At 65.2% G+C, this 23790-nt stretch carries 26 protein-coding genes; 20 read left to right on the top strand and 6 right to left on the bottom strand.

Annotated features, from left to right (window positions below; translation table 11 throughout):
• The first annotated feature begins 280 nt into the window (after positions 1-280).
• The 5 genes from gshA (at position 281) to ptsP (ending at position 5975) form a co-directional block, all read left to right on the top strand.
• Positions 281-1570 (top strand): glutamate--cysteine ligase, encoded by a 1290-nt coding sequence (gshA, locus tag AB3X98_RS33480; protein WP_069264972.1) that lies wholly within the window; start codon positions 281-283, stop codon positions 1568-1570.
• Between the two features lie 135 nt (positions 1571-1705).
• On the top strand, positions 1706-2659 hold the full coding sequence (gshB, locus tag AB3X98_RS33475) for a glutathione synthase (protein ID WP_368606414.1): 954 nt from the start codon (positions 1706-1708) through the stop codon (positions 2657-2659).
• A gap of 427 nt (positions 2660-3086) precedes the next feature.
• Entirely contained in the window at positions 3087-3668 is a 582-nt protein-coding gene (locus AB3X98_RS33470; protein ID WP_083245260.1) for a PTS sugar transporter subunit IIA, read from the top strand.
• Positions 3669-3753: 85 nt separating this feature from the next.
• Positions 3754-4023, top strand: a complete 270-nt coding sequence (locus tag AB3X98_RS33465) for an HPr family phosphocarrier protein (protein ID WP_042270095.1) — start codon at positions 3754-3756, stop codon at positions 4021-4023.
• Between the two features lie 212 nt (positions 4024-4235).
• Positions 4236-5975, top strand: coding sequence for a phosphoenolpyruvate--protein phosphotransferase (gene ptsP, locus AB3X98_RS33460; protein WP_069265236.1), 1740 nt, complete (start codon positions 4236-4238; stop codon positions 5973-5975).
• A gap of 76 nt (positions 5976-6051) precedes the next feature.
• On the opposite strand, the gene AB3X98_RS33455 is transcribed toward ptsP, so the two are convergent.
• The 3 genes from AB3X98_RS33455 to gpmA all read right to left on the bottom strand — a co-directional run bounded on the left by AB3X98_RS33455 (position 6052) and on the right by gpmA (position 9719).
• Positions 6052-6813, bottom strand: a complete 762-nt coding sequence (locus AB3X98_RS33455) for a ThiF family adenylyltransferase (protein ID WP_368606413.1) — start codon at positions 6811-6813, stop codon at positions 6052-6054.
• 175 nt (positions 6814-6988) lie between these two features.
• Entirely contained in the window at positions 6989-8569 is a 1581-nt protein-coding gene (locus tag AB3X98_RS33450) for a S41 family peptidase (protein ID WP_342949544.1), read from the bottom strand.
• A 400-nt stretch (positions 8570-8969) separates the two neighbouring features.
• Positions 8970-9719 carry a 2,3-diphosphoglycerate-dependent phosphoglycerate mutase gene (gpmA, locus tag AB3X98_RS33445; RefSeq protein WP_069264960.1) on the bottom strand — a complete coding sequence of 250 codons (750 nt, stop codon included), beginning with the start codon at positions 9717-9719 and terminating at the stop codon, positions 8970-8972.
• Positions 9720-9931: 212 nt separating this feature from the next.
• Here gpmA and AB3X98_RS33440 point away from each other — a divergent pair, with 212 nt between their 5' ends.
• The 5 genes from AB3X98_RS33440 (at position 9932) to AB3X98_RS33420 (ending at position 12954) form a co-directional block, all read left to right on the top strand.
• Entirely contained in the window at positions 9932-10357 is a 426-nt protein-coding gene (locus AB3X98_RS33440) for a rhodanese-like domain-containing protein (RefSeq protein ID WP_042270087.1), read from the top strand.
• Positions 10354-10614 carry a glutaredoxin 3 gene (gene grxC, locus AB3X98_RS33435; protein ID WP_042270085.1) on the top strand — a complete coding sequence of 87 codons (261 nt, stop codon included), beginning with the start codon at positions 10354-10356 and terminating at the stop codon, positions 10612-10614. The genes AB3X98_RS33440 and grxC overlap by 4 nt, the downstream gene beginning before the upstream one ends.
• A 227-nt stretch (positions 10615-10841) precedes the next feature.
• Complete coding sequence (gene secB / locus AB3X98_RS33430; protein WP_042270084.1) at positions 10842-11306, top strand: protein-export chaperone SecB; 465 nt, start codon at positions 10842-10844, stop codon at positions 11304-11306.
• A 46-nt stretch (positions 11307-11352) separates the two neighbouring features.
• Entirely contained in the window at positions 11353-12351 is a 999-nt protein-coding gene (locus AB3X98_RS33425; protein WP_069264958.1) for an NAD(P)H-dependent glycerol-3-phosphate dehydrogenase, read from the top strand.
• Positions 12352-12420: 69 nt separating this feature from the next.
• Complete coding sequence (locus AB3X98_RS33420) at positions 12421-12954, top strand: O-acetyl-ADP-ribose deacetylase (protein ID WP_368606412.1); 534 nt, start codon at positions 12421-12423, stop codon at positions 12952-12954.
• A 25-nt stretch (positions 12955-12979) separates the two neighbouring features.
• Here AB3X98_RS33420 and trmL read toward each other — a convergent pair whose 3' ends face one another.
• Together trmL and AB3X98_RS33410 are read right to left on the bottom strand one after the other, a co-directional pair.
• A complete protein-coding gene (gene trmL, locus AB3X98_RS33415) occupies positions 12980-13450 on the bottom strand; it encodes a tRNA (uridine(34)/cytosine(34)/5-carboxymethylaminomethyluridine(34)-2'-O)-methyltransferase TrmL (protein ID WP_368606411.1) in 471 nt (156 codons plus the stop codon).
• Between the two features lie 42 nt (positions 13451-13492).
• Positions 13493-14323 (bottom strand): ComF family protein, encoded by an 831-nt coding sequence (locus AB3X98_RS33410; RefSeq protein ID WP_368606410.1) that lies wholly within the window; start codon positions 14321-14323, stop codon positions 13493-13495.
• Positions 14324-14410: 87 nt separating this feature from the next.
• On the opposite strand from AB3X98_RS33410, the gene AB3X98_RS33405 reads away from it, so the two are divergent.
• The 8 genes from AB3X98_RS33405 (at position 14411) to AB3X98_RS33370 (ending at position 21762) form a co-directional block, all read left to right on the top strand.
• Positions 14411-15400 (top strand): methyltransferase domain-containing protein, encoded by a 990-nt coding sequence (locus AB3X98_RS33405; RefSeq protein WP_069264950.1) that lies wholly within the window; start codon positions 14411-14413, stop codon positions 15398-15400.
• Positions 15401-15667: 267 nt separating this feature from the next.
• Positions 15668-16144, top strand: coding sequence for a DUF2244 domain-containing protein (locus AB3X98_RS33400; RefSeq protein ID WP_069264947.1), 477 nt, complete (start codon positions 15668-15670; stop codon positions 16142-16144).
• A gap of 89 nt (positions 16145-16233) precedes the next feature.
• Complete coding sequence (gene coxB / locus AB3X98_RS33395; protein WP_368606409.1) at positions 16234-17901, top strand: cytochrome c oxidase subunit II; 1668 nt, start codon at positions 16234-16236, stop codon at positions 17899-17901.
• A gap of 122 nt (positions 17902-18023) precedes the next feature.
• Positions 18024-19637, top strand: a complete 1614-nt coding sequence (gene ctaD / locus AB3X98_RS33390; RefSeq protein WP_069264943.1) for a cytochrome c oxidase subunit I — start codon at positions 18024-18026, stop codon at positions 19635-19637.
• A 137-nt stretch (positions 19638-19774) separates the two neighbouring features.
• Entirely contained in the window at positions 19775-19915 is a 141-nt protein-coding gene (locus AB3X98_RS33385; RefSeq protein WP_208867222.1) for a cytochrome oxidase small assembly protein, read from the top strand.
• A gap of 40 nt (positions 19916-19955) precedes the next feature.
• A complete protein-coding gene (locus tag AB3X98_RS33380) occupies positions 19956-20534 on the top strand; it encodes a cytochrome c oxidase assembly protein (protein ID WP_069264941.1) in 579 nt (192 codons plus the stop codon).
• Between the two features lie 45 nt (positions 20535-20579).
• Positions 20580-20801 carry a DUF2970 domain-containing protein gene (locus AB3X98_RS33375; RefSeq protein WP_069264939.1) on the top strand — a complete coding sequence of 74 codons (222 nt, stop codon included), beginning with the start codon at positions 20580-20582 and terminating at the stop codon, positions 20799-20801.
• Positions 20802-20904: 103 nt separating this feature from the next.
• Positions 20905-21762, top strand: a complete 858-nt coding sequence (locus AB3X98_RS33370; RefSeq protein WP_069264937.1) for a cytochrome c oxidase subunit 3 — start codon at positions 20905-20907, stop codon at positions 21760-21762.
• A gap of 134 nt (positions 21763-21896) precedes the next feature.
• Here the strand turns inward: AB3X98_RS33370 and AB3X98_RS33365 are convergent, their stop codons facing one another.
• Positions 21897-22106, bottom strand: coding sequence for a twin transmembrane helix small protein (locus AB3X98_RS33365; RefSeq protein ID WP_028201826.1), 210 nt, complete (start codon positions 22104-22106; stop codon positions 21897-21899).
• 105 nt (positions 22107-22211) lie between these two features.
• Here AB3X98_RS33365 and AB3X98_RS33360 point away from each other — a divergent pair, with 105 nt between their 5' ends.
• The gene (locus AB3X98_RS33360; protein WP_368606408.1) at positions 22212-23006 is read left to right on the top strand and encodes an SURF1 family protein; all 795 of its coding nucleotides are present in this window, start codon (positions 22212-22214) and stop codon (positions 23004-23006) included.
• 104 nt (positions 23007-23110) lie between these two features.
• Complete coding sequence (locus AB3X98_RS33355; RefSeq protein ID WP_069264933.1) at positions 23111-23764, top strand: cytochrome C oxidase subunit I; 654 nt, start codon at positions 23111-23113, stop codon at positions 23762-23764.
• Positions 23765-23790 lie beyond the last annotated feature (26 nt).

The raw sequence follows: 23790 nt of genomic DNA, 5'->3' as shown, positions 1-23790 counted from the left end.
GCTTTGCTCCCGCGGGAGGGGGAATAAGCGCCGCGCCCGCGCGTTCGCATAGTGCCCCTTCAATCCGTGTGCCCAATTGCGCCGGGCGGCGCGGGCGGTCCAGAATGGATATCCGGCTTGAATATCCGCGCGCGCGAAACGCTCGATTGACCCTACCGCGCCCAAGGGTTTCATGACGGGGATTCACGAGGGCAATCCCGTCTTGCAACTGGCGCAATCGTCCCCAGATAAACGACCGGTTTCCCTACAATCAAAGCATTTCGTCCGCGAGTCACCCCTTATGGTCCCGCATCTGGTTACGGCGTTGAATGGCCCGCTCCTCGAACTGGAGCAGCGCATCCTCGACGCGACGCCGGCCATCGAGCGCTGGTTCCGCCTCGAATGGCAGGAGCACACGCCGCCGTTCTACGCCTCGGTCGACCTGCGCAACGCCGGCTTCAAGCTCGCGCCCGTCGACACCAACCTTTTTCCCGGCGCCTTCCACTGCCTGCCGCAGGAAGTGCTGCCGCTCGCCGTGCAGGCGGCCATGGCCGCCATCGAAAAGATCTGCCCGGACGCCAAGAACCTGCTGGTGATTCCGGAGATGCACACGCGCAACGCGTTTTATCTGGAGAATGTCGCGCGGCTCGCCACGATCATGCGTCAGGCGGGCCTGAACGTGCGTTTCGGCACCCTCGACGACACGATCGCCGGGCCGGTCACGATCTCGCTCGCGGACGGCCAGAAGATCGTGCTCGAACCGCTCGAGCGCTCGCAGCGGCGCCTCGGCCTGAAGAACTTCGACCCGTGCTCGATCCTGCTGAACAACGATCTTTCGGCCGGCATTCCGCCCGTGCTCGAAAACCTGCACGAGCAGTACGTGCTGCCGCCGCTGCACGCCGCCTGGGCGGTGCGCCGCAAGTCCACGCACTTCTCCTGCTATGACGACGTGGCGAAGAAGTTCGCGAAGATGGTGGGCGTGGACCCGTGGATGATCAATCCGTACTTCGCGCACGTGGAAGGCGTGGACTTCGAGGCGCGCACGGGCGAGGAGCCGCTCGCGACTGCCATCGACGCCGTGCTCAAGAAGATCGCGAAGAAGTACCGCGAGTACGGCATCACCGAAAAGCCCTATGTCGTCATCAAGTCCGATGCCGGCACGGACGGCCGCGGTGTGATGACGGTGCACGATGCCTCGGAGGTCGCCGCACTCACGAAGCGCGAACGTGCGAAGATGTCGGCCACGAAGGACGGGCTGGAAGTGCACGACGTGATCGTGCAGGAAGGCGTCTATACGTTCGAGCATATCGGCGACGAAGTGGCCGAGCCGGTCGTGTACATGATCGACCGCTATGTGGTGGGCGGCTTCTACCGCGCGCACGGCAGCCGCGAGCGCGACCAGAACCTGAACGCGCCGGGCATGCATTTCGTGCCGCTCGGCTTCGAGCACACGGCGCTGCCCGACACGCGCGCGAAAGCGGGGGCGGCGCCGCCGAACCGCTTTTACATGTACGGCGTGGTGGCGCGGCTCGGCTTGCTGGCGGCCTCGGTCGAGCTGGAGAAGACCGACCCCGAAGCGATCCAGGTCTGATCCAGCCGTCATCCTTCACACAATCGAACGCAGCGCCCGCCACCGTGCGGGCGTTGCCGTCATGAAAGCAGGCACCACACCAGGCGCCATGCCAGGCGTCAAGCAGCGACAGGACAGGGACAAGGCAGAGACGATATGGACATTCTCTTCATCGCCGATCCGCTCGAGCGGTTCAAGATCTACAAGGACTCGACCTACGCGATGATGGCCGAGGCCGCGAAGCGCGGCCACCGGCTCTTCGCGTGCGAGCCTCGGCACCTCGCATGGGTGAACGGCCAGGTGGAGGCCGACGTGCGGCGCTTCACGATCATCGGCGATACGGCGGACCTGCATCGCGAAACGTGGTTCGAAGCCACGGCCGATGCGCGCGTGCTCACCGGCTTCGACGCCGTCGTCATGCGCAAGGACCCGCCGTTCGACATGGAGTACGTCACGTCGACGTGGCTGCTGGAGATCGCCGAGCGCGCGGGCGCGAAGATCTTCAACAAGCCGCAGTCGATTCGCGATCACTCGGAGAAGCTCGCCATCGGCGAATTTCCGCAGTTCGTCGCGCCGACGCTCGTCACGCGCAGCGCGGCGCGCCTGCGCAAGTTCCATGAGGAGCACCAGGACGTGATCCTCAAGCCGCTCGACGGCATGGGCGGCATGGGCGTGTTCCGCGTGAAGGCGGACGGCATGAACCTCGGCTCGATCATCGAGATGCTGAGTCACGACGGGGCGCGCAGCGTGATGGCGCAGAAGTTCATCCCCGAAATCAAGGCCGGCGACAAGCGTATCCTGCTGATCGGCGGCGAGCCGGTGCCGTTTTCGCTCGCGCGTATTCCTCAGGGCAATGAAGTGCGCGGCAATCTGGCGGCGGGTGGGCTCGGCGTCGCGCAGCCGCTCACCGGGCGCGACATGGAGATCGCCAAAGCGCTCGGCCCGACGCTCGCGGCACGCGGCCTGCTGCTTGTCGGGCTCGACGCCATCGGCGACTGGCTCACCGAGGTCAATGTCACGAGCCCGACGTGTTTCCGCGAAATCATGGAGCAGACGGGCTTCGACGTGGCCGCGATGTTCATCGACGCGCTGGAGCGCGCGGCGGCCTGAATCTGCTTTCGAAACGGGGACCGGGCGCATTTGAAGCCCGCACCTGGAGCGCGGACTTGAAAGCCTCGCGTATGGCTGCATTTGCCGGATGTGGACGCCTTGCAGGGCAGGCGCCCCTCCAGACCTTGACTGGCGGGCAGTTTTGGACCACGAAAGGTCGAGCGCGTACGCGGAGCCTGTGAATCGCGCGCGATATCTGTCGCCGCTGTGAGCAGAACCGCCTCGCGTGCGCGAAAATGACCCTGCTACAATGCCGCGAGCCCGCGTTCCGGGCTGGCAAGCGGGCGTCGACGAGACGCTTTGGCTGCCGCGCGGCGCGTGTTCCGACCCTGCGAGCTCACGGCTGGCTGCGGGGTTGGCGCTGCAGGACGCGATCTACGGGGTCGTCCGAGCATCAACCGGAGCCGTTTTTTGCAGTCAAGCTGACATGGCAGGGATTCTGATCATTGCGCACGCACCGCTCGCCACCGCGCTACGCGAGTGCATCGCGCATATCTATGGCGGTTGTCCGGCGCGCATCGGCGCGCTCGACGTGCTCCCCGACAGCGACCCGGCTGAAGTGGTCGCCAAGGCGAATTCGGAGATCGAGCGCCTGCGCGAAGAAAACGGCGCGCTCGTGTTGACCGACATGTTCGGCGCCACGCCTTCGAACATCGCGGCGCGCCTCGCCACGGTGCCCGAGGTGCGCGTGCTGGCCGGCGTGAATCTGCCGATGCTGGTGCGTGCCGTGTGCTACCGGGCAACGCCGCTCGACACGCTGGTCGAAAAGGCGCTGGCCGGCGCGAGCAAGGGCGTGCAGACCATCGGCCCGACCATGCCGCCCGTTGCTCCTGCGAGCGAATGCGCTTGCCCGCCCACGCCCTGCACCGAAACCACTGCCGACGCGACAAAGCAGGCCGCGAATCCGGTAGCCGGCCAGAGCGCGAGCCAGCCAGCAGCCGCGACGCGCGGCGCGGCTTGCACCGGCGGCGTTGCGGCGGGCGTGTTCAGGCCGGCTGGCAGCACCTGAGCCGGCGGCGCGCCAGCGAAAGCCAACAACAAGGCACAGCGAAACAACCCAGTCTCACTTCCACACACCGCGTCCGGATCGACCTATGCTGCAACAAGAAACGACCATCGTGAACAAACTCGGCCTGCACGCGCGGGCGTCGGCGAAGCTGACGCAGCTCGCAGGCAACTATCAGTCGGAAATCTGGATGAGCCGCAACGGCCGCCGCATCAACGCCAAGAGCATCATGGGCGTCATGATGCTGGCGGCGGGCATCGGCAGCACGGTGATGATCGAAACCGAAGGCCCGGACGAGGCCGACGCCATGAGCGCGCTGCTCAAGCTGATCGCCGATAAGTTTGGCGAAGGCCAGTAAGACGCGCGTGGTCATTGCGCCTTGCTCGGAACGCCGCGGTTTGCCGCGGCGTTTTTGTTTGCGGGCGGCGACTGCTGCACAACGCCGCAGTCATGCGCGCACAGGTGCGCATGGCCACATTCCGCCGCGCTGGAATTTATAATCATCGCCGGGGTCTGAGAGAGCGCATTGCAGCGGTTTGCCGCAGCATCAAATAACCAGAGGAGGTGCGCGTGCCGTTCACGCTGCATGGAATTCCCGTATCACGCGGTATAGCCATCGGGCGAGCGTACCTGATCGCTCCGGCTGCGCTCGACGTCGACCATTACCTCATCGAGCACGCGCAGATCGAAGACGAAATCGTGCGCTTTCGCGCGGCGCTGCAGGCCGTGGAGCACGAACTCGACACGCTGCGCGCCGATCTCGCCGCCGACGCCCCTTCCGAAATGGGCGCATTTATCGGTGTGCACCTCATGATCCTGAACGACGTGATGCTCGTACAGGAGACCATCGATCTCATCCGCACGCGCCGCTTCAATGTGGAGTGGGCGCTTACCGAACAGCTCGAACGCCTCTCGCGTCACTTCGACGACGTGGAGGACGAGTACCTGCGCGAGCGCAAGGCAGATATCGAGCAAGTCGTGGAGCGCGTACTGAAGTCGCTCGCCGGCGCCATGCCGCCTTCGCTGCACGGCGGCTGCGACGAGATGATCGTCGTCGCGCACGACATCGCGCCGGCCGACATGCTGCAGTTCAAGGGGCAAACCTTCCAGGGGTTCGTCACCGATCTGGGCGGCCGCACCTCGCACACGGCGATCGTCGCGCGCAGCCTCGGCATCCCGGCCGCGGTGGGCGTGCAGCAGGCGAGCGCGCTGATCCGCCAGGACGATCTCATCATCGTCGACGGCGACCACGGCATCGTGATCGTCGATCCCGCGCCGATCGTGCTCGAGGAGTACACCTACCGTCAAAGCGAGATGGCGCTCGAGCGGCGCAAGCTGCAGCGCCTGAAGTTCTCGCCGACGCAAACGCTATGCGGCGCGAAGATCCAGCTGTACGCGAACATCGAGCTGCCCGACGACGCGCAGGCCGCGCTCGACTCGGGCGCGACGGGCGTGGGCCTCTTTCGCACTGAGTTCCTGTTCATGAACCACAAGAACCACCTGCCGGAGGAGGACGAGCAGTTCGCCGCCTACCGCCGCGCGGTGGAGCTCATGAACGGGCTGCCCGTGACGATCCGTACGATCGACGTGGGCGCGGACAAGCCGCTCGACGCCATGAATGCGGGCGACGGTTACGAGACGGCTGCGAACCCGGCGCTCGGCCTGCGCGCGATCCGCTGGAGCCTGTCCGAGCCGCAGATGTTCCTCACGCAGTTGCGGGCAATCCTGCGCGCCTCGGCGTTCGGTTCGGTCAAGATCCTGATTCCGATGCTCGCGCACGCGCAGCAGATCGACCAGACGCTCGACCTGATCCGCGAGGCCAGGCGCCAGCTCGACGACGCGGGCCTCGCCTATGATCCCAACATCCAGGTCGGCGCGATGATCGAGATTCCGGCGGCCGCGCTCGCGCTGCCGATGTTCCTGCGGCGTCTCGACTTCCTCTCGATCGGCACCAACGACCTGATCCAGTACGCGCTCGCCATCGACCGCGCCGACAACGCGGTGGCCGACCTGTACGATCCGCTGCATCCGGCCGTGCTGCAGCTGATCGCGCATACGCTGCGCGAGGCGAAGCGCGCGGGCGTGCCCGTTTCGGTATGCGGGGAGATGGCGGGCGACCCGTCGTTCACGCGTTTGCTGCTCGGCATGGGGCTTACCGAGTTTTCGATGCACCCGAGCCAGTTGCTCGTGGTGAAGCAGGAGATCCTGCGCTCGCAGCTCAAGACGCTGGAAAAACCGGTGGCGGAGGTGCTGGCCGCTTACGAGCCCGAGGAGCTGCAGGCCGCGCTGCAGCGTGTGGCCCAGGCCTGAGCGTGCACCTGCTGATACGCGAAAATGCGAAAAGCCCCGGCATGTCCGGGGCTTTTTTCTTGACTCGCGCGGGGGTTCAGGCGTGCCGGCGACGCTCGCCGCACACCGGGCAATCCGGCTGCCGTGCCACGCGCATCGTGCTCCACTCCATGCGCAGCGAGTCGAGCATCATGAGCCGCCCGACGAGCGGCGTACCGATGCCGCCGATCACGCGCAGCGCCTCGGCCGCCTGCATCGCGCCGATGATGCCAACCGTTGGCGCGAATACGCCCATCGTCGAGCACGCCACTTCCTCGAATGGCTGATCTTCCGGGAACACGCAGGCGTAGCACGGCGAGGCGTCGTCGCGAAAGTCGAACGTGCTGATCTGTCCGTCGAAGCGCAACGCCGCGCCCGAGACGAGCGGCACGCGGTGCTTCACGCACGCGCGGTTGATGGCGTGGCGCGTGGCGAAGTTGTCGGTGCAGTCGAGCACGACCGTCGCGCCCGGCACCTGCGCGTCGAGCCACGCATCGTCGATGCGTGTTTGCAGCGCGTTCACCTTCACCTCGGGATTCAGGCGCGCGATGGCGTCGCGGCCCGACTCGACCTTCGCGCGGCCGACCGAAGCCGTCTCGTGCATGATCTGCCGCTGCAGGTTGGTGAGGTCGACGGTGTCGTTGTCGACGAGCGTGAGCGTGCCCACGCCCGAGGCCGCGAGATACATCGCCGCGGGCGACCCCAGGCCGCCCGCGCCCACGACGATCGCATGCGCGTCGAGAAAGCGCTGCTGCGCCTCGATGCCGATCTCGTCGACGAGGATATGGCGGGAATAGCGAAGGAGTTGGTCGTCGTTCATCGCGATGCGCTGGTTCGATGGCGCTGCGATGGACTCGAGAGCCTGAATGGCCCTGAATGGGGGAGCGCGCGCCGGGGAAATACCGTGCCGTTATTGTAACGACGCCAGCGGCTGGAGGAGGGGCGGCCTCGCGACCGGCGCACGAGGCGCACGGGTCGCGAGGCGGTACGGCGTGTTACTTCGCCGGCGCGGGAGCGGAGGCCGGCGCGGCGGAGCCCGGAGCCGGCGCCATGATGAGCGCGCCCGGCTTCACGGCGATCGGCGCGGAAGCCGAGGTCGGCGGCTTCTGCTGCGCGAGGCGGCGCTCCATCGGCGACTTCGATTCGGCCACCGGCTTGCCCTGGAGCTTGTTCAGCGCCTGCTGGAGCATGTAGTCGTCGGTAGAACCGAACTCGACCGGCTTGCGCTCGCGATCCTTCTGGCGCTGATCCGGCGTTTTCTTGTCGTTCTGCTCTTCGAGCTGACGCAGCATGTCCATGCGCTCCTGCTCGCGCACTTCCTGCTCCTTCTTCTCGTCCGGATCCTGCGTGTTGGCGAGGTGGTTCTGGTAGTCCACTTCGCGCGTGACGAGTGCGTCGTCCGGATCGCCGTCTGCGTACTGATCGACCGCGATATCAGGACGGATGCCCTTGTTCTGGATCGAGCGGCCGCTCGGCGTGTAGTAGTACGCCGTGGTGAGACGCAGCGCCGTGTCGGCCGTCATCGGGCGCACGGTCTGCACCGAGCCCTTGCCGAACGTCGTCTTGCCGACGATCAGCGCGCGCTTCGAGTCCTGCAGCGCGCCCGCCACGATTTCCGAGGCCGACGCCGAGTAGGCATTGGTCAGCACGACCATCGGCACGGTCTTGAACTCGGCCGCCTCGCCCTTGAGCGGGTCGCCGTCGAACGACGGCAGGCGGTAGTTCTCGTAGGTGTCGCGGTAGACCTGCTTCGAGTCCGGGATCTGGCCGTTCGTCGAGACGACGACCGAATCCGGCGGCAGGAACGCGCCCGCAACGCCGACGGCGCTTTGCAGCAGGCCGCCGCCGTTGTTGCGCAGGTCGAGGATGATGCCCTTGAGGTTCGGCTCCTGGCGCGCGATATCTTGCAGCTTCTGGGCGAGGTCGGGGACCGTGCGCTCCTGGAAGCTCGTGATGCGGATATACGCGTAGCCCGGCTGCACGATCTTCGACTTCACGCTCTGGACCTTGATGATGGCGCGCGTGATGGTGAGCGGGAAGGTGCGGTCGTCGGTCTTGCGGAAGATCGTGAGCGTGACCTTCGTGCCCGGGTCGCCGCGCATCTGCTTGACGGCCTGGTCGAGCGTCATGCCGCGCACCGGCTTGTCGTTGATGCGCGTGATGAGGTCGCCCGGACGGATGCCGGCGCGGTAGGCGGGCGTGTCTTCGATCGGCGAGATGACCTTGATCAGGCCGTCTTCCGACGAGATTTCGATGCCGAGGCCCGCGAAGCGACCCTTGGTCTGCTCCTGGAGTTCCTGGTAATCGGTCTTGTCGAGATACGACGAGTGCGGGTCGAGGCTCGACACCATGCCCTTGATGGCGGCGGTGAGGAGCTTCTTGTCGTCCACCGGCACGACATACTCATGCTTGATTTGACCAAAGACTTCGGCGAAGAGCCTCAGCTGGTCGAGCGGCAGCGGTTCTACGACCGTCTGCTGGGTTTGCTGCGCCTCGGCGGAAATCTGCAGGGTGGCAAATACGCCGGTCGCGAGGCCAGCGGCGATCAGGCCGATGTTTTTCAGGTTCTTTCGCATAGAGTATGTTGCGTGCGGTCGAAAAGGCGCGTGGCAGCGTCTATTGGAAAAGCGACGGACAAGTATAACTGCACACCCGCCGTGGCTGTGTATATGGCGCGTACGATGGGGACTAAGACAGTGCCGCAGCCGCCAGGTTCGCAAACCGTGTGCCGCAATTTTGCTTCTGGCACGGTGCTGGCAGTGCGCTGGCAATCCTGCCAGCCAGGCCCGGAAAAAGACAGAAAAGGGGAATGTGCAACGAATTCCAGCGCGGCCAGAGTGCCGGGGCGAAGCCGCGCGGCGCTTCGCCTGGTGGGAGGGCATGGCCTGCGGACAGGCCGCCGGCCCGACGGACCGGCGGCTGCCTGAATCAACCAGGCATGGCCAGGATGCGGCCGATGAAGGGAAGCACCAAGCCTCAGCCCGCCTTCTTGCCCTGGTTCGCCACGGCGGCCTGCGCCTTCGCGATGGCTTCGGCGTCGCCCAGGTAGTAGTGCTTGATGGGCTTGAGGCTCTCGTCCAGCTCGTAGACGAGCGGCACGCCGTTCGGGATGTTCAGACCGACGATGTCGTCATCCGAAATGTTGTCGAGGTACTTCACGAGCGCGCGGATCGAGTTGCCGTGCGCGGCGATCACCACCTTCTTGCCCGCCTTGATGGCCGGCGCGATCGACTCGTTCCAGATCGGCATCACGCGCGCGACCGTGTCCTTCAGGCACTCGGTGAGCGGCAGTTCCTCGCGCGGCACCTTGGCGTAACGCGGGTCGTTGTACGACGTGCGCGAGTCGGACGGCTCGAGCGCCGGCGGCGGCGTGTCGTAGCTGCGGCGCCAGACCAGCACCTGCTCGTCGCCGAATTTGGCTGCCGTTTCGGCCTTGTTCAGGCCCGAAAGCGCACCGTAGTGACGCTCGTTCAGGCGCCACGAGTGGACCACGGGCAGGTACATCTGGTCCATCTGGTCCTGCACGTGCCAGAGCGTGCGGATCGCGCGCTTGAGCACGGAGGTGTAGGCGATGTCGAACGTGTAGCCGGACTCCTTGAGCAGCTGGCCTGCCTGCTGCGCTTCGCGGTTGCCCTGCTCGGTGAGGTCGACGTCCACCCAGCCGGTGAAGCGGTTTTCCTTGTTCCAGGTCGATTCGCCGTGGCGGATGAGTACGAGTTTGTACATGAGGATGCCGGTCGGTAGTGAAGGAAGCGGTAATCGGGGACGGAAGACGCAACACGGCAGCAGCACCATGGCGGCGGTCCAGGTCCGGCGGGCGGCACGCCCGGGCTGGGGGGCGGTAACCCTGCGACAAACGGTTATTTTATAATGAGCGGATTGTCCGAATCCGATTTCGCACGATTTCTCCGACTTTCCCTTTTTTCGGCGGCCCCTCCGTGACGTTCTTCACCAATTACATCAACCTTGTACTCATCGCGATCGTCCTCATCTCAGGAGGGTTGCTCCTGTGGCCGACGCTCAAGCGCGGCGGCCGCGGCGGGGTTTCCACCGCCGAGGCGACGCAGCTCATCAACCGCCGCAACGCGGTGGTGGTCGACCTGCGTCCCGCGGGTGAGTTCGCGAAGGGTCATCTGCCCTCGGCGCGCCAGGTTGAATTCGGCGAACTCGAGACGAAGATCGGCCAGCTCGTGAAGAACAAGAGCAACCCGGTGTTGCTGGTCTGCCAGACGGGCCAGCAGTCGCACAAGGCGCTGCGCCTCGTGAAGGACGCCGGTTTTGCCGAAGTCCACGTGCTGGACGGCGGCGTGAACGCCTGGCAGCAGGCCGGTATGCCGGTCGTGAAACAAGGAGGTTCGAAGTGAGCAAAGTGGTCATGTACAGCACCCAGGTGTGCCCGTATTGCCAGATGGCCGAGCGTCTTTTAAAGTCGCGCGGCGTCGAACACATCGAGAAAGTGCTGATCGACCGGGACCCGGCGCGGCGCGAAGAGATGATGACGCGCACCGGCCGGCGTACCGTGCCGCAGGTTTTCATCGGCGAGACGCACGTGGGCGGTTACGATGACCTCTCCGCGCTCGACCGTGCGGGCGGCTTGATGCCGCTGCTCGAAGCCGCCTGAGGTTACGGGCGGATTCAAGGCCTGATTCGCAGCCCGATAGCCTTGCGGCCTCGGTCCGCAGGCGGGCTGCGCAGCGTGACGTAGCGACGCAGGGTTTCGGCCCGCGCGAGCCAGTGAGGCTTGCGCGGGCCTGTTGCCGTTCATTGCCGTAGCGCGGCGCATTTTCGGGACGCTGAGATGTCACGAGGATGCCGCCGCGATCCATTCAATCAGGGAAGCCATACACCATGTCTGACGAGAACAACCAGCCGTTCTTCAATATCCAGCGCATTTACCTCAAGGACATGTCGCTCGAGCAGCCGAATTCGCCGGCCATCTTCCTTGAGCAGGACATGCCTTCGGTCGAAGTGGAAGTCGACGTCAAGGCCGAGCGCCTCGCCGAATCGGTGTTCGAGATCATCGTCACCGGCACCGTCACGGCCAAGGTCAAGGACAAGGTTGCGTTCCTGATCGAAGCCAAGCAAGCCGGCATTTTCGACATCCGCAACATCCCCGCCGAACAGGTCGATCCGCTCGTCGGCATCGCATGCCCGACCATCCTGTTCCCGTACCTGCGCTCGAATATCGCCGACGCGATCACGCGCGCGGGCTTCCCGCCGATCCACCTGGCCGAGATCAACTTCCAGGCGCTCTACGAGCAACGCCTGCAGCAACTCGCCCAGCAAGACGGCGCAAGCAGCGCAACGCACTAAAGCGTACGTTGATCGTTTCCACGAACTACCGGTGCGGAGTATCGGAATGAACATCGCCGTTCTCGGCGCCGGAGCGTGGGGCACCGCGCTGGCAGGGCATCTCGCCCAGGCGCATCACACGCTGTTGTGGGCGCGCGATGGCGCGCTCGTCGACACCTTGCGCAAGACGCACGAAAACGCCCGCTACCTCGCGGGCGTCGCGCTGCCCAGCAATCTCGAATACGAAACGGATCTTGCCGCCGCGCTCGACCATGCGTCGGGCGAGGCGGATCTCGTCGTGCTCGCCACGCCCGTGGCCGGCCTGCGCGGCATGCTTTGCACACTGCGCGACATGGGCCGCGTGCCCGCGCACTTCGTCTGGCTCTGCAAGGGCTTCGAAGCGCAAACGCAATTGATGCCGCATCAGGTCGTGGCGGCCGAGCTGCCGGGCCATGCGAGCAACGGCGTGCTTTCGGGGCCGAGCTTCGCGCGCGAAGTCGGCGAGGGCCTGCCTGTCGCGTTGACGGTGGCGAGCGCCTCCGCCGATTGTCGCGAGCGCACGCTCGCTGCGTTCCATCACCGCGCGATGCGCATCTATACCGGCGACGACGTGGTCGGCGTGGAGGTGGGCGGCGCGGTCAAGAACGTGCTCGCGATCGCGACCGGCATTGCCGATGGTCTGGGCCTCGGCCTGAACGCACGCGCGGCGCTCATCACGCGCGGTCTCGCCGAGATGACGCGCCTTGGCGTCACGCTCGGCGGGCGCGCCGAGACCTTCACGGGGCTGACCGGCCTCGGCGACCTCATCCTCACCGCCACGGGCGACCTATCGCGCAACCGCACCGTGGGCAAGCAGCTCGCGAGCGGCCGCACGCTCGACGATATCCTCGCCGCACTCGGCCACGTGGCCGAAGGCGTGCGCTGCGCGCAGGCCGTGCTGGCGCTCGCGCGCGCGCACGGCATCGACATGCCGATCACCCAGGCGGTATGCGCCGTGCTGTTCGACGGTGTCACGCCGCGCGACGCCGTGAGCGCGCTGCTGCGGCGCGACGCGAAGGCGGAGTAGGACGCTTCGGTCCTGCTGCGCCAGGTTTTGAGCACGCTTTGCGTGGGCCGGATCGCAAAGGAGGACCGTATGCTGACCATCGGAAACTGCCGCATCGAAGCGCAGGCCGTCGACATCACCACGTTGAAGGTCGATGCGATCGTCAACGCCGCGAACGAATCGCTGCTCGGCGGCGGCGGCGTGGACGGCGCGATTCATCGCGCCGCCGGGCCGGACCTGCTGCGCGAATGCGAGACGCTGAACGGCTGCCCGACCGGCGACGCCAAAATCACCGGCGGCTATCGCCTTCCCGCAAAACACGTCATCCATACCGTGGGCCCCGTCTGGTACGGCGGCGGCCGTGACGAAGCGCATCTGCTCGCGTCCTGCTACCGGCGCTCGCTCGAGTGCGCGCGCGAGGCCGGCGTGACGAGCATCGCGTTTCCGGCAATCAGTTGCGGCGTCTACCGTTTTCCTGCCGACGAGGCCGTGGCGATTGCGGTATCGACCGTGATCGACGAGCTATCGAAATATCCGACGCTCGAACACGTGATCTTCGCGTGCTTCGACAATGCGATGCTCACGCGCTACGAGCGTGAGCTTGCGGCGCGCGGCAGGGCGTAGGGCGACGCGGTACAACGTACCCGCGTCATTCGCCGCCTTCGAATCCCGCTTGACGCCACGCTTCGAACACCACGACCGCAACTGTGTTCGAGAGATTCAGGCTGCGATTGCCGGGTCGCATCGGCAGGCGCACACGCTGTGGCGTCGCAAAGCGCTCTAGCACCGCGTCGGGCAGGCCGCGCGTTTCCGCGCCGAACACGAACCAGTCGCCCGGCTGGAACGCATGCGCATGAAAGCGGCCCGATCCGCGCGTCGTGAACGCGAACATGCGCGACGGGTCCGGCGCTTCCTTGGCGATGAAGGTATCCCAGTCGGCGTGCACGTGCATCTGCGCGTACTCGTGGTAATCGAGGCCCGCGCGGCGCATTTTCGCGTCGTCGAGGGGAAAGCCGAGCGGTTCGATCAGATGAAGCCGCGCACCGGTGTTCGCGCACAGGCGGATCACGTTGCCGGTGTTCGGCGGGATTTCGGGTTCGACGAGAACGACGTTGAACATGACGATGAAACTCTCTCGATGTCTTGAACAGGGTGAGGCCGATCAGTCCTTCGGCGTGCGCAGCGCGACGAAATTCGTCACGCGCCGTGCGCCAGCGGCCTTGAGCGTATGCGCGAGCGCGTCGAGCGTGGCGCCCGAGGTCATCACGTCGTCGACCACACCCACGTGCTGGCCGGCAAGCGGCCGCGTGAGCGCGAAGGCCCGGCCGACGTTGCGGCGGCGCGTCTCGCGATCGAGCTTCGATTGCGGCGCCGTATGCAGGATGCGTCGTACGAGCGTGGCATCCGCGTGCGTGCCCAACCGGCGCGCGAGCGGCCGCGCGATCTGCCAGGCCTGGTTGTAGCCGCGCTCGATCAGGCGTTCGCGCGAGAGCGGCACCGGCACGACGATCTCCGGCATGCCGTGCTCATCGCACATATCGTATGCGGCCAGCGCCAGGCGTCGCGCAAATTCCTCGCCGAGTGCGAGGCGCGCGCGAAACTTCAGGCCACGCGCGAGCAGGTCGAGCGGGGCGCGATAATCGGCGAGCGCGAGCGTGGCGTCGAACGCAGGCGGTGCGTCGGTGCAGGCCTCGCAGCGGTAGCGTGCGCGTCCCGCCGCACCGCGCCTGTGCGCGAGCGGCATCGCACAGACCGTCCAGCGCAGGCGCGGCTCATTCCAGTACGCGGCATCGCAGCACACACAGAGCGTGGCTCGCGTCAAATTGCCGCATAATGGACACAGATTGGGCAGCACGAAGTGGGCAAGCTGTGACGGCAGCGCCCGCGCTTTTCGACAGACGCGCGCAACGCCCGCAAGACGAGTGCGGTGCGAAGCGGGCGGTGTGACGCCCGCTGCATTGCGTGCATCACGAGAAGAAGGGCGCGGCGGCATCGAAGGACGGCCCGGGCAGCGGGCTCGCGTGACTGAAAGGAAAGGAGTGAGCGAGTATACTTCGCAGACTTCGCCAATACGACCGACATGTCCCCGTCTCCCGCAAGAACTGGCCGTCCGGACTATGACACCCGGCACCTGCGGCGCATCTTCGATCGCCGTGCGGCGACTTTCGACGACGTTGCCTTCCTGCCGCGTGAAATCGCGCAACGCATGCGCGAGCGCCTCGAGTACATCAAGGTGAAACCTGCGGCCGTGCTCGACATCGCGTGCGGCCAGGGCGACGACCTGCCCGGCTTGCGCGAGCGCTTTCCCGAAGCGCCCGTGTTCGGCACCGATCTCTCCCTCGCCATGCTGCGCCGTGCCCGCGAGCACGACGCCCCCGACACGAGCTGGCGGCGTTTCCTGCCTGCATCGGTTGGACGCGCGCTCGGCTCGCGCGGTCCGCGGGTTGCGCAGGCCGACTTCGCCGAACTGCCGTTCGCGCACGGTGCGTTCGAGCTGCTGTGGTCGAATCTCGCACTGCATTGGCATCCGCGCCCCGACCTCGTGTTCGGCGAGTGGCAGCGCGTGCTTAAGGTCAACGGCTTGCTCATGTTCAGCACGCTCGGCCCCGACACGCTCAAGGAGTTGCGCGGCGCGTTCGCCGAAGTCGAAGCCGCGCACGGCGTGCCGACGCGCGCGCACGTCATCGATTTCGTCGACATGCACGATCTCGGCGACATGCTCGTCGAGAACGGTTTCGAGATTCCGGTCATGGACCAGGAAACGCTCACCATCACCTACAAGACGCCGGAGAAGCTGCTCGCCGACGTGCGCCGCTGGGGCGCGTATCCGTTCGAGCGCAACGGCGATGGCGACAGTGAGAACGGTGGCACCGCGCGGCGCCTGCACCGTGCGCTCGTGGCGGCGCTCGAGGCGCGCCGCTGCACGGACGGTCCGCACGCGGGCACGATCCCGCTGACCTTCGAGATCATCTACGGCCACGCGTGGAAGGCCGTGCCGCGCACGACCGCCGAAGGCCATGGCATCGTGCGCATCGAAGACATCGGCCGGGGTCCTGCAAGGAATCGGTAACGTGGTAAGGGGGCTTTCGTTATGCCTGAAATTAGCGCCGGAAAAGCCTTGGGGAAATGCCTGAAAAATCGCTGTAAAGCCCATCTGGTATGGGTTCGCGGGCGATTGGGCCTTGCTTGTGAGGGCTGGGGATCGCGCCTATAATGCGTCAGTTTGCTGCGCGGAAGGGTCCCCAAATTCCGTTGTGGCAAGTCCAGATGTTCCCGTAGTTGTGCGAGGCGCGACGCGGCGATAGTCTGGCGAAGTTGCAAGTGGGGGAAGCGAGCGATGCAGGCGTCTGATCTGCTGGCGAGTCCGGAACCGGTCCTGAAAGACTGGATCATGAAGCGCAACTGTTCGGTTTCGCCCAGGCAATTCGTGTTCTTCTATGTTTCGCTGGCGCTGGTTTCCATCGCGATCGCCGTTCTGTTGTTGATCCACGGCGCCTGGCTGGTTTTGCCGTTTACCGGTATCGATCTGTTGGTAGTAGGCGGCGCTTTTGTCATCTATGCGCGCCATGCTGTCGATTACGAACGTATCAGGCTTTATCCGAACCGGCTGGTGATCGAACAGATGAGCGCCGACGCGCTCACGCAGTTCGAATTCAATCCCCGCTGGGTCCGGGTCGAGCCGGGCGCGACCCCACGCGACCCGGTGCGTCTCGTGTCCCGCGGTCAGGCGGTCGCTGTCGGGTTGCATCTGCCGCAATATCGGCGTGCGCAGTTCGCGCGGGAACTGCGTGCCTGGCTTGCGCGCGCGCCTTGATGCGCGGCGCGTGAGCTTGCCGGTTGGCGGCACGAGCGTCCCAGGGGGCGCCCTGGTTGCAAAACCTTCCTGCGGGGTCGAGGGTTTGAATGGAAATTATGGGTAAGGAAGCTATGAAAACAATCAAGCGAGCCCTCCAGGGCGTGCTGGCGTGCAGCGGATTCCTCGTCGCCGGCGCGGCACTCGCAGTCGGAGACAGCCCAGGCGGCCCTGCGGTCAACGAGATCAATTTCCAGCCGCCCGTCACGCGCATCGCCGAAGAGCTTTACGGCCTCCACATGATGATGCTGCTCTTGTGCGTCGTGATTTTCGTCGGCGTGTTCGGCGTCATGTTCTATTCGATCTACGCGCACCGTAAGGCGAAGGGCCACAAGGCCGCTCACTTTCATGAGAGCACCACGGTCGAAATCATCTGGACGGTGGTGCCGTTCATCATCGTCGTGCTGATGGCGCTGCCCGCCACCAAGGCCGTCGTCGCGATGAAGGACACCTCCAACGCCGACCTCACCGTGAAAGTCACGGGCTACCAGTGGAAATGGGGCTACGACTACGTGAAGGGGCCGGGCGAGGGCATCAACTTCCTCTCCACGCTCAGCACGCCGCGCTCCGAGGTGAACAACCGCGTGCCGATCACCGATACGTACCTGCAGGAAGTCGACAATCCGCTCGTGGTGCCGGTCAACAAGAAAATCCGCGTCATCACCACGGCCAACGACGTCGTGCACTCGTGGTACGTGCCCGCGTTCGGCGTGAAGCAGGACGCGATTCCGGGCTTCGTGCGCGACACGTGGTTCAGGGCCGACAAGGTCGGCACCTATCGCGGCTTCTGTACCGAGCTGTGCGGCAAGGAGCACGCGTTCATGCCGGTCGTCGTCGAGGTGCTCTCCGACGAGGACTACGCGAAGTGGGTCGATACGCAAAAGGCAAAGATGGCCTCTGCCAACGACGACCCGAACAAGACCTACACGCTGGCCGAGCTCAAGGAGCGCGGCGAAAAGATCTACAACTCGAACTGCGCGGTGTGCCACCAGCCCACCGGCAAGGGCGCGGGCGCGTTCCCGGCGCTCGACGGCAGCAAGGTCGTTCAGGGTCCGCTCGCGGAGCACGTGAGCATCGTCCTGCACGGCAAGAACGCCATGCCATCATGGGCGCCGACGCTCAACGACGTCGAGATCGCATCGGTCATCACGTTCGAGCGTAACTCGTGGGGCAACCACACCGGCGACATTCTGCAGCCGCGTCAGGTGGCCGACGCGCGTAACGGCAAAATGCCCGAGGGCGGCGGCACGACGGCGGCAGCGGGCGAGGGCGCCGCGAGCGGCGCGGCCGCGGCAAGCGGCGCGGAAGCCGCCAGCGGCGCGGCCGAAGCGAGCGCGGCGAGCGGCGCGGTCCCCGCAAGCGGCGCGGATCAGGCGTCGGGCGCAGCGGCGCCGAGCGCAGCCGCGTTGCCGGCGAGCGTCTACTTCGAAGTGGGCAAGAGCACGCTGCCCGCCGACGCGAAGGACGCCATCCAGGCGGCAGCCGACTACGCGAAGGCGCACCCGGACGCGAAGTTCACGCTGTCGGGCTACACCGATTCGAGCGGCAACGCCAGCACGAACGCCGACCTCGCAAAGCGCCGCGCGCAAGCGGTGCGCGACGCGATGAAGGCGGCAGGCATTGCGGAAGACCACATCATTCTGAAGAAGCCGGAAACGATCACGGGCGGCGCGAACGCGAAAGAAGCGCGTCGGGTGGAGATCAGCGCGGCGGCCTGAACGGGCCCGCGCCATAAGAACAAGCAGCAAGAGACGCAAAAGCAATTCGCTTCAGCATTTCAATTGCATGGGGCTGGAGTCAGGCGCCAAAGCGCCAACTCCGGACCGACAGGAGATAAGACATGTCTAGCATCGGACACGATGTAGCTGGCGGGCACGGTCACGTGCACGGCGACCACGCGCACGCCACGCCCCACGGCTGGCGCCGCTGGCTGCTCGCGACGAATCACAAGGACATCGGAACGCTATATCTGCTCTTCTCGTTCGTGATGTTCCTCTCGGGCGGCGTCATGGCGCTCGCCATTCGTGCGGAGCTGTTCGAGCCGGGCATGCAGATCATGCGCCCCGAGTTCTTCAACCAGCTCACCACGATGCACGGTCTCATCATGGTGTTCGGCGCGATCATGCCGGCGTTCGTGGGCTTCGCGAACTGGATGATTCCGCTGCAGATCGGCGCCTCGGACATGGCGTTCGCGCGCATGAACAACTTCAGCTTCTGGCTGCTGCCCGCCGCCGGCTGCCTGCTGGTCGGCTCGTTCTTCTCGCCGGGCGGCGCGACCGCCGCGGGCTGGACGCTCTACGCGCCGCTTTCCACGCAGATGGGCCCGGGCATGGACTTCGCGATCTTCGCGCTGCACATGATGGGCGCCTCGTCGATCATGGGCGGTATCAACATCGTCGTGACGATCCTGAATCTGCGCGCCCCCGGCATGACGCTCATGAAGATGCCGATGTTCGTGTGGACGTGGCTCATCACCGCCTACCTGCTGATCGCCGTGATGCCGGTGCTCGCGGGCGCCATCACGATGCTGCTGTTCGACCGCCACTTCGGCACGAGCTTCTTCAACGCGGCCGGCGGCGGCGACCCGGTGATGTACCAGCACATCTTCTGGTTCTTCGGGCACCCCGAGGTCTACATCATGATCTTGCCGGCGTTCGGGATCGTTTCGCAGGTGATTCCGGCGTTCTCGCGCAAGCCGCTGTTCGGCTATAGCTCGATGGTGTACGCCACGGCGTCGATCGCGATTCTCTCGTTCATGGTCTGGGCGCACCACATGTTCGCCACCGGCATGCCGGTCACGGGCCAGCTCTTCTTCATGTACGCGACGATGCTGATCGCCGTGCCGACGGGCGTGAAAGTGTTCAACTGGGTCGCCACGATGTGGCGCGGCTCGCTCTCGTTCGAAACGCCGATGCTGTGGGCCGTGGGCTTCCTGATCGTGTTCACGTTCGGCGGTCTCTCGGGCCTGATGCTCGCCATGGCGCCGCTCGACATCCAGTATCACGGCACTTACTTCGTGGTGGCGCACTTCCACTACGTGCTGGTGGCGGGGTCATTATTCGCGTTGTTCTCAGGGTGGTACTACTGGGCGCCAAAATGGACCGGCTGGATGTACAACGAGACGCGCGGCAAGATCCACTTCTGGTGCTCGCTCATCTTCTTCAACCTCGCGTTCCTGCCGATGCACTTCGTCGGCCTGGCCGGCATGCCGCGACGCTATGCCGACTATCCGGCCCAGTTCACCGACTGGAACCAGGTGATCACGATCGGCGCCTTCGGCTTCGGGCTTTCTCAGGTGTACTTCCTGTTCTTTGTCGCGCTGCCCGCGTATCGCGGCGGCGGCGAGCTGGAACAGGCCGGCGACAAGCCGTGGGACGGCGCAACGGGCCTCGAGTGGACCGTGCCGAGCCCGGCGCCGTTCCACACGTTCGAGAACCCGCCGACGGTCGAGTAACCCGTTGAGTGGGTGGCGTCCGGCTGTGCGCAGCCGGACGCGAACGAAGCACGCGGTCTTCACGCAGTCTTCATCGGAGCACGTACGAGAGGCGATTCACGATGCAAGGAGAAGCCGCGGCCAACCGCGCTGAACGCATGACCCGGGATCCACAAAAAAGACGCACGCCCGAGCAGATCCGCGCGGGCAATCTGCGGCTCGGCCTCATCTTGCTGGCTGTCGTAGTCGGTTTCTTTGTGGCGGCCGTCGTCAAGCAGGTGTATTTCCCCGGCCACTGACGCGCAGGGCGTTTGCCGGAAGATCGTTCGAGGAAGTTCGATGTCCACGCAAGCTGGAAATGATCGCGCATTCAACCGGTCGATGCTCATCAAGCTCGCCGTGGTGGCGCTGCTGATGTTCGGTTTCGGTTTTGCGCTGGTGCCGATGTATCGAGCGATCTGCCAGGTCACAGGCATCAACAACCTGGTGCAGCGCGACGCCACGGAGCGCGAGGCGCGCAACACGCAGGTGGACATGACACGCACGATCTCGGTCGAGTTCGACGCGAACGCACGCGGGCTGCTGGGCTTCAAGCCGGAGCAGACGAGCCTCGACGTGCATCCGGGCGAAGTCATGACGGTGATGTACGACATTTCGAACAACGAAGGACGCACGATCGACGCGCAGGCCATTCCGAGCTACGCGCCGAAGCAGGCGACGGAGTACTTCCGCAAGATCGAATGCTTCTGCTTCACGCAGCAGGTCCTGAAGGCGAACGAGACGAAGCGCATGCCGGTGGTGTTCGTGATCGACCCGAAGCTGCCGAAAGACGTGAAGACGATCACGCTGTCGTACACGTTCTTCGAGCTGAACAAGCCGGCTGTGCCGCCGCCGCCGAAGCAATCGGCGGGCGCGTGAGCTCCTTCAGCGCCGAAGTCAACGATGCCAGGAGGCGAAGGGCGCATGAGTGACGAACATGGCGGAGCGGGGCCGGCGAAGAAGAAAGGCGGCATCCTGCAGTTGATGAAAGCGGTGGCGTGGTCCTTTCTCGGCGTGCGCAAGCGCGCCGACCTCGAAGACGACGCGGCGAACCTGCACCCCGTGCAGTTGATCATCGCGGGCATCATCGGCGCAGTGCTGTTCATCGTCGTGCTGCTGTTGATCGTGCACGCGGTGGTGGGATGAGCGAGTGCGCGCAACGCTGCGCACGAAGCAGTGAATAACGAGGACACACTCGGACAAATGCAGCCGGCGATGTCCGGTGCAACTGGAAACTGGAGAAACAGGCATGAGCGGCCAAAACGATAGCCCGTACTACTTCGTACCGCACCCGTCGCGGCATCCGATCAGCGCGTCCATTGGGCTTGTGGTCATGCTCGGGTCGCTCGCCTCGTGGATCAACGGCGAGTCGTGGGGGCCGATCGGTGTGCTCGTCGGCCTGCTGTGGCTGCTCTTCACGCTGTGGCACTGGTTCGGCGACGCCATCGCCGAGTCCGAAGGCGGCATGTACGGCAAGCGCGTCGATGTGTCGTACCGGTGGAGCATGAGCTGGTTCATCTTCTCCGAAGTGATGTTCTTCGGCGCGTTCTTCGGTGCGCTTTTCTACGCGCGTGCGATCGCCCTGCATCAGCTCGGCAGCCTCGACTACAGGCTGATCTGGCCGGACTTCTCCGCGGTGTGGCCGAACAACGGTCCCGCAGCGCTGGTCTCGCACTTCCGCTCGATGACGCCGTGGCCCGTGCCGACCATCAACACGGCGCTGCTCCTTTCCTCGGGCGCGACGCTCACCGTTTCGCACCACGCGCTGCGCGACAATCATCGCTCGAAGGCCATCGCCTGGCTCGCCGCGACGATCGTGCTGGGCGTGTGCTTCCTCTTCCTGCAGGCGTTCGAGTACATCCACGCGTACGGCGAGCTGAATCTCACGCTCGCTTCGGGCATCTACGGTTCGACGTTCTTCCTGCTCACGGGCTTCCACGGCTTCCACGTGTTCCTGGGCGGCACCATGCTGACCGTCGTGATGATCCGGCTCATTCGCGGCCACTTCACCGCGGAGCATCACTTCGCCTTCGAAGGCGCGGCATGGTATTGGCACTTCGTCGACGTGGTGTGGCTCGGCCTCTACGTCGTCGTGTACTGGCTGTGATGCGGGGTGCGCCGCGCAGGCCGCGGCGCGCGAGCCGGGAGAGAAACAAGGCGCCGCCCGACCTCGTCGGCGCGGCGCCTTGTGTTTTCCGGAATGCGGTTTGCGCGGCGGTGTTCGGTGACGGTCAGCGGTGCTCAGCGACCGTAGGGAATCCCGGTGGACTGAATCCAGCCCATCCAGTGCGCGAACAGGATGAACAGAAAGAGCGAGATGGAAAGGCCCACGCGCGTGGCGAGCGACCAGACCATCCGCTTGGTGCGGCCCCGGTCGTGCATCATGAAGTAGAGCGCGGAGATCATGCTCGCGATGATCAGCGCGAACGCAACCGGGACGAGTATGTGCATGAAGTTCACGGAATTTGGCATGCCTGAAAACGTCTGTCTCATTATCGCACCACGCTGCGTGGTGCGGGGTTCGATCACCGGTATCTCACGCATCGGACGTGCCCAATGAAAATCCGGCTCGTCCCCACGCTGCTCATCTTGATCGTGATGGCCGTGACGATCCGGCTCGGCTTCTGGCAGCGCGACCGCGCGCATCAGAAGGAGGCGCTGCAGGCGCAAATCACGCAGTACGAATCGTCTGCGCCGCAACCGGTGGGCGCCGCGCCGCTCCCGCTGAAGGACATCGAGTTCCATCGCGTGCGGGCGACGGGCACCTTCCTGCCCGAGCGCGTGGTGTATCTCGACAATCGTCCGTATAACGATCAGCCGGGTTTTTATGTCGTGATGCCGCTTAAACTCGAAGGCGGCGGCTACGTGCTGGTCAATCGCGGCTGGCTGCCGCGCAACGTCGCGGACCGCACCGCAATCGCGCCCTATGTCACGCCGCCTGGGCCGGTCGTAGTCGAAGGCATTGCGCGCGCAAACGCCTCGCGTGCGTTCGAACTCGGTGCGGGTGGCTCTGCAGCGCATCAGAAGATACGGCAGAATCTCGGCGTCGCTTCCTACGCAGCGGAAACCGGGTTGCCGCTGCAATCGTTCGTGATTCAGCAAACCGGCTTCGTGCCGGCCTTCAAGGACGGGCTCGTGCGCGACTGGCCGGTGCCGGATACCGATGTCGAGCGCAACTACGGCTACATGCTCCAGTGGTGGGGCATGGCGCTCGCGGCCCTCGGTTTCGGTCTGTTTGCGGCCCGTAAAGCTGCGAAAAGCGCTGCGACAAAAGCGCGCACCGAAGGCGAAGCCGGGCGGCACGCCGTAGAGCCCGAAGGGCAAGACGCAGGCAGTGCGAAGGACGCCTGATGATCCGTCGGACGAATCGATTCGATCCCGACATGATCCGGACAATGGCGCTGCGCGTGCAGCACATGGACAACTGAAAGCGACAGAAGCGAGGTTCCACGAGAGTGTCGACGCAATCCCCCCGTTCCGCCCAGGCCAGACAAGCCGCACAGCCGGCCGCCACGTCCGCGCAGAATCACGCGAAGCGGCGTGGCCGCTGGACGCTGCTCATCATCATGCTCATCTGCGGCGCGCCGATCGCGATTTCGTACTTCTCGTACTACGTGATCAAGCCGAAGGGCGGCTCGACGAGCTATGGCACGCTCATCGAGCCGCAGCGGCCCATTCCCGGCGCGCTCATGGTGACGGGCGACGACGGCCATGAAGTGCCGCTCGCCTCGCTCAAGGGCCGCTGGCTGATGATCTCGGTGAATGGCGGCGCCTGCGACGAAGCCTGCGCCACGAAGCTCTATTTCATGCGCCAGGTGCGCGCGACGCAGGGCCAGGAGCGCGAGCGCATCGTCACGGTCTGGCTGCGCACCGACGACACGAGCGTCCCCGCGAAAGTGAAGGGCGCCTACGCGGACACGCGCGTGTTGCGCGCCGATCCGGTCGCCGTCGCGGCGTGGCTGCCCGCGACGCAGACGACGAACGACACCGACCACATCTATCTGGTCGATCCGAACGGCAACCTGATGATGCGATTCCCGGCGCAAGCCGATCCGTCGAAAATCAAACAAGACGTCACTAAACTGCTCAAGTGGTCCCGCATCGGTTAAGGTGCGCAGCGCGAGTCTGACAGAGA

Origin of the sequence: Paraburkholderia sp. BR14312, assembly GCF_040948675.1 — a bacterium.
Lineage (GTDB): Bacteria > Pseudomonadota > Gammaproteobacteria > Burkholderiales > Burkholderiaceae > Paraburkholderia > Paraburkholderia nodosa_A.
This window is presented reverse-complemented; position numbering and strand designations above follow the sequence as displayed.

What these genes read in the sequence shown, in the direction of transcription:
- AB3X98_RS33365 (WP_028201826.1), bottom strand. Translation starts at nt 22,106, where the DNA reads ATGCACATACTCGTCCCGGTTGCGTTCGCGCTGATCATCGCGAGCATG.
- AB3X98_RS33380 (WP_069264941.1), top strand. Translation starts at nt 19,956, where the DNA reads ATGTCCACGCAAGCTGGAAATGATCGCGCATTCAACCGGTCGATGCTC.
- AB3X98_RS33470 (WP_083245260.1), top strand. Translation starts at nt 3,087, where the DNA reads ATGGCAGGGATTCTGATCATTGCGCACGCACCGCTCGCCACCGCGCTA.
- AB3X98_RS33465 (WP_042270095.1), top strand. Translation starts at nt 3,754, where the DNA reads ATGCTGCAACAAGAAACGACCATCGTGAACAAACTCGGCCTGCACGCG.
- gshA (WP_069264972.1), top strand. Translation starts at nt 281, where the DNA reads ATGGTCCCGCATCTGGTTACGGCGTTGAATGGCCCGCTCCTCGAACTG.
- ctaD (WP_069264943.1), top strand. Translation starts at nt 18,024, where the DNA reads ATGTCTAGCATCGGACACGATGTAGCTGGCGGGCACGGTCACGTGCAC.
- coxB (WP_368606409.1), top strand. Translation starts at nt 16,234, where the DNA reads ATGGAAATTATGGGTAAGGAAGCTATGAAAACAATCAAGCGAGCCCTC.
- AB3X98_RS33455 (WP_368606413.1), bottom strand. Translation starts at nt 6,813, where the DNA reads ATGAACGACGACCAACTCCTTCGCTATTCCCGCCATATCCTCGTCGAC.
- AB3X98_RS33405 (WP_069264950.1), top strand. Translation starts at nt 14,411, where the DNA reads ATGTCCCCGTCTCCCGCAAGAACTGGCCGTCCGGACTATGACACCCGG.
- trmL (WP_368606411.1), bottom strand. Translation starts at nt 13,450, where the DNA reads ATGTTCAACGTCGTTCTCGTCGAACCCGAAATCCCGCCGAACACCGGC.
- gshB (WP_368606414.1), top strand. Translation starts at nt 1,706, where the DNA reads ATGGACATTCTCTTCATCGCCGATCCGCTCGAGCGGTTCAAGATCTAC.
- AB3X98_RS33420 (WP_368606412.1), top strand. Translation starts at nt 12,421, where the DNA reads ATGCTGACCATCGGAAACTGCCGCATCGAAGCGCAGGCCGTCGACATC.
- AB3X98_RS33360 (WP_368606408.1), top strand. Translation starts at nt 22,212, where the DNA reads ATGAAAATCCGGCTCGTCCCCACGCTGCTCATCTTGATCGTGATGGCC.
- AB3X98_RS33400 (WP_069264947.1), top strand. Translation starts at nt 15,668, where the DNA reads ATGCAGGCGTCTGATCTGCTGGCGAGTCCGGAACCGGTCCTGAAAGAC.
- AB3X98_RS33425 (WP_069264958.1), top strand. Translation starts at nt 11,353, where the DNA reads ATGAACATCGCCGTTCTCGGCGCCGGAGCGTGGGGCACCGCGCTGGCA.
- AB3X98_RS33375 (WP_069264939.1), top strand. Translation starts at nt 20,580, where the DNA reads ATGAGTGACGAACATGGCGGAGCGGGGCCGGCGAAGAAGAAAGGCGGC.
- secB (WP_042270084.1), top strand. Translation starts at nt 10,842, where the DNA reads ATGTCTGACGAGAACAACCAGCCGTTCTTCAATATCCAGCGCATTTAC.
- AB3X98_RS33410 (WP_368606410.1), bottom strand. Translation starts at nt 14,323, where the DNA reads ATGCCGCCGCGCCCTTCTTCTCGTGATGCACGCAATGCAGCGGGCGTC.
- AB3X98_RS33370 (WP_069264937.1), top strand. Translation starts at nt 20,905, where the DNA reads ATGAGCGGCCAAAACGATAGCCCGTACTACTTCGTACCGCACCCGTCG.
- AB3X98_RS33385 (WP_208867222.1), top strand. Translation starts at nt 19,775, where the DNA reads ATGACCCGGGATCCACAAAAAAGACGCACGCCCGAGCAGATCCGCGCG.
- AB3X98_RS33450 (WP_342949544.1), bottom strand. Translation starts at nt 8,569, where the DNA reads ATGCGAAAGAACCTGAAAAACATCGGCCTGATCGCCGCTGGCCTCGCG.
- gpmA (WP_069264960.1), bottom strand. Translation starts at nt 9,719, where the DNA reads ATGTACAAACTCGTACTCATCCGCCACGGCGAATCGACCTGGAACAAG.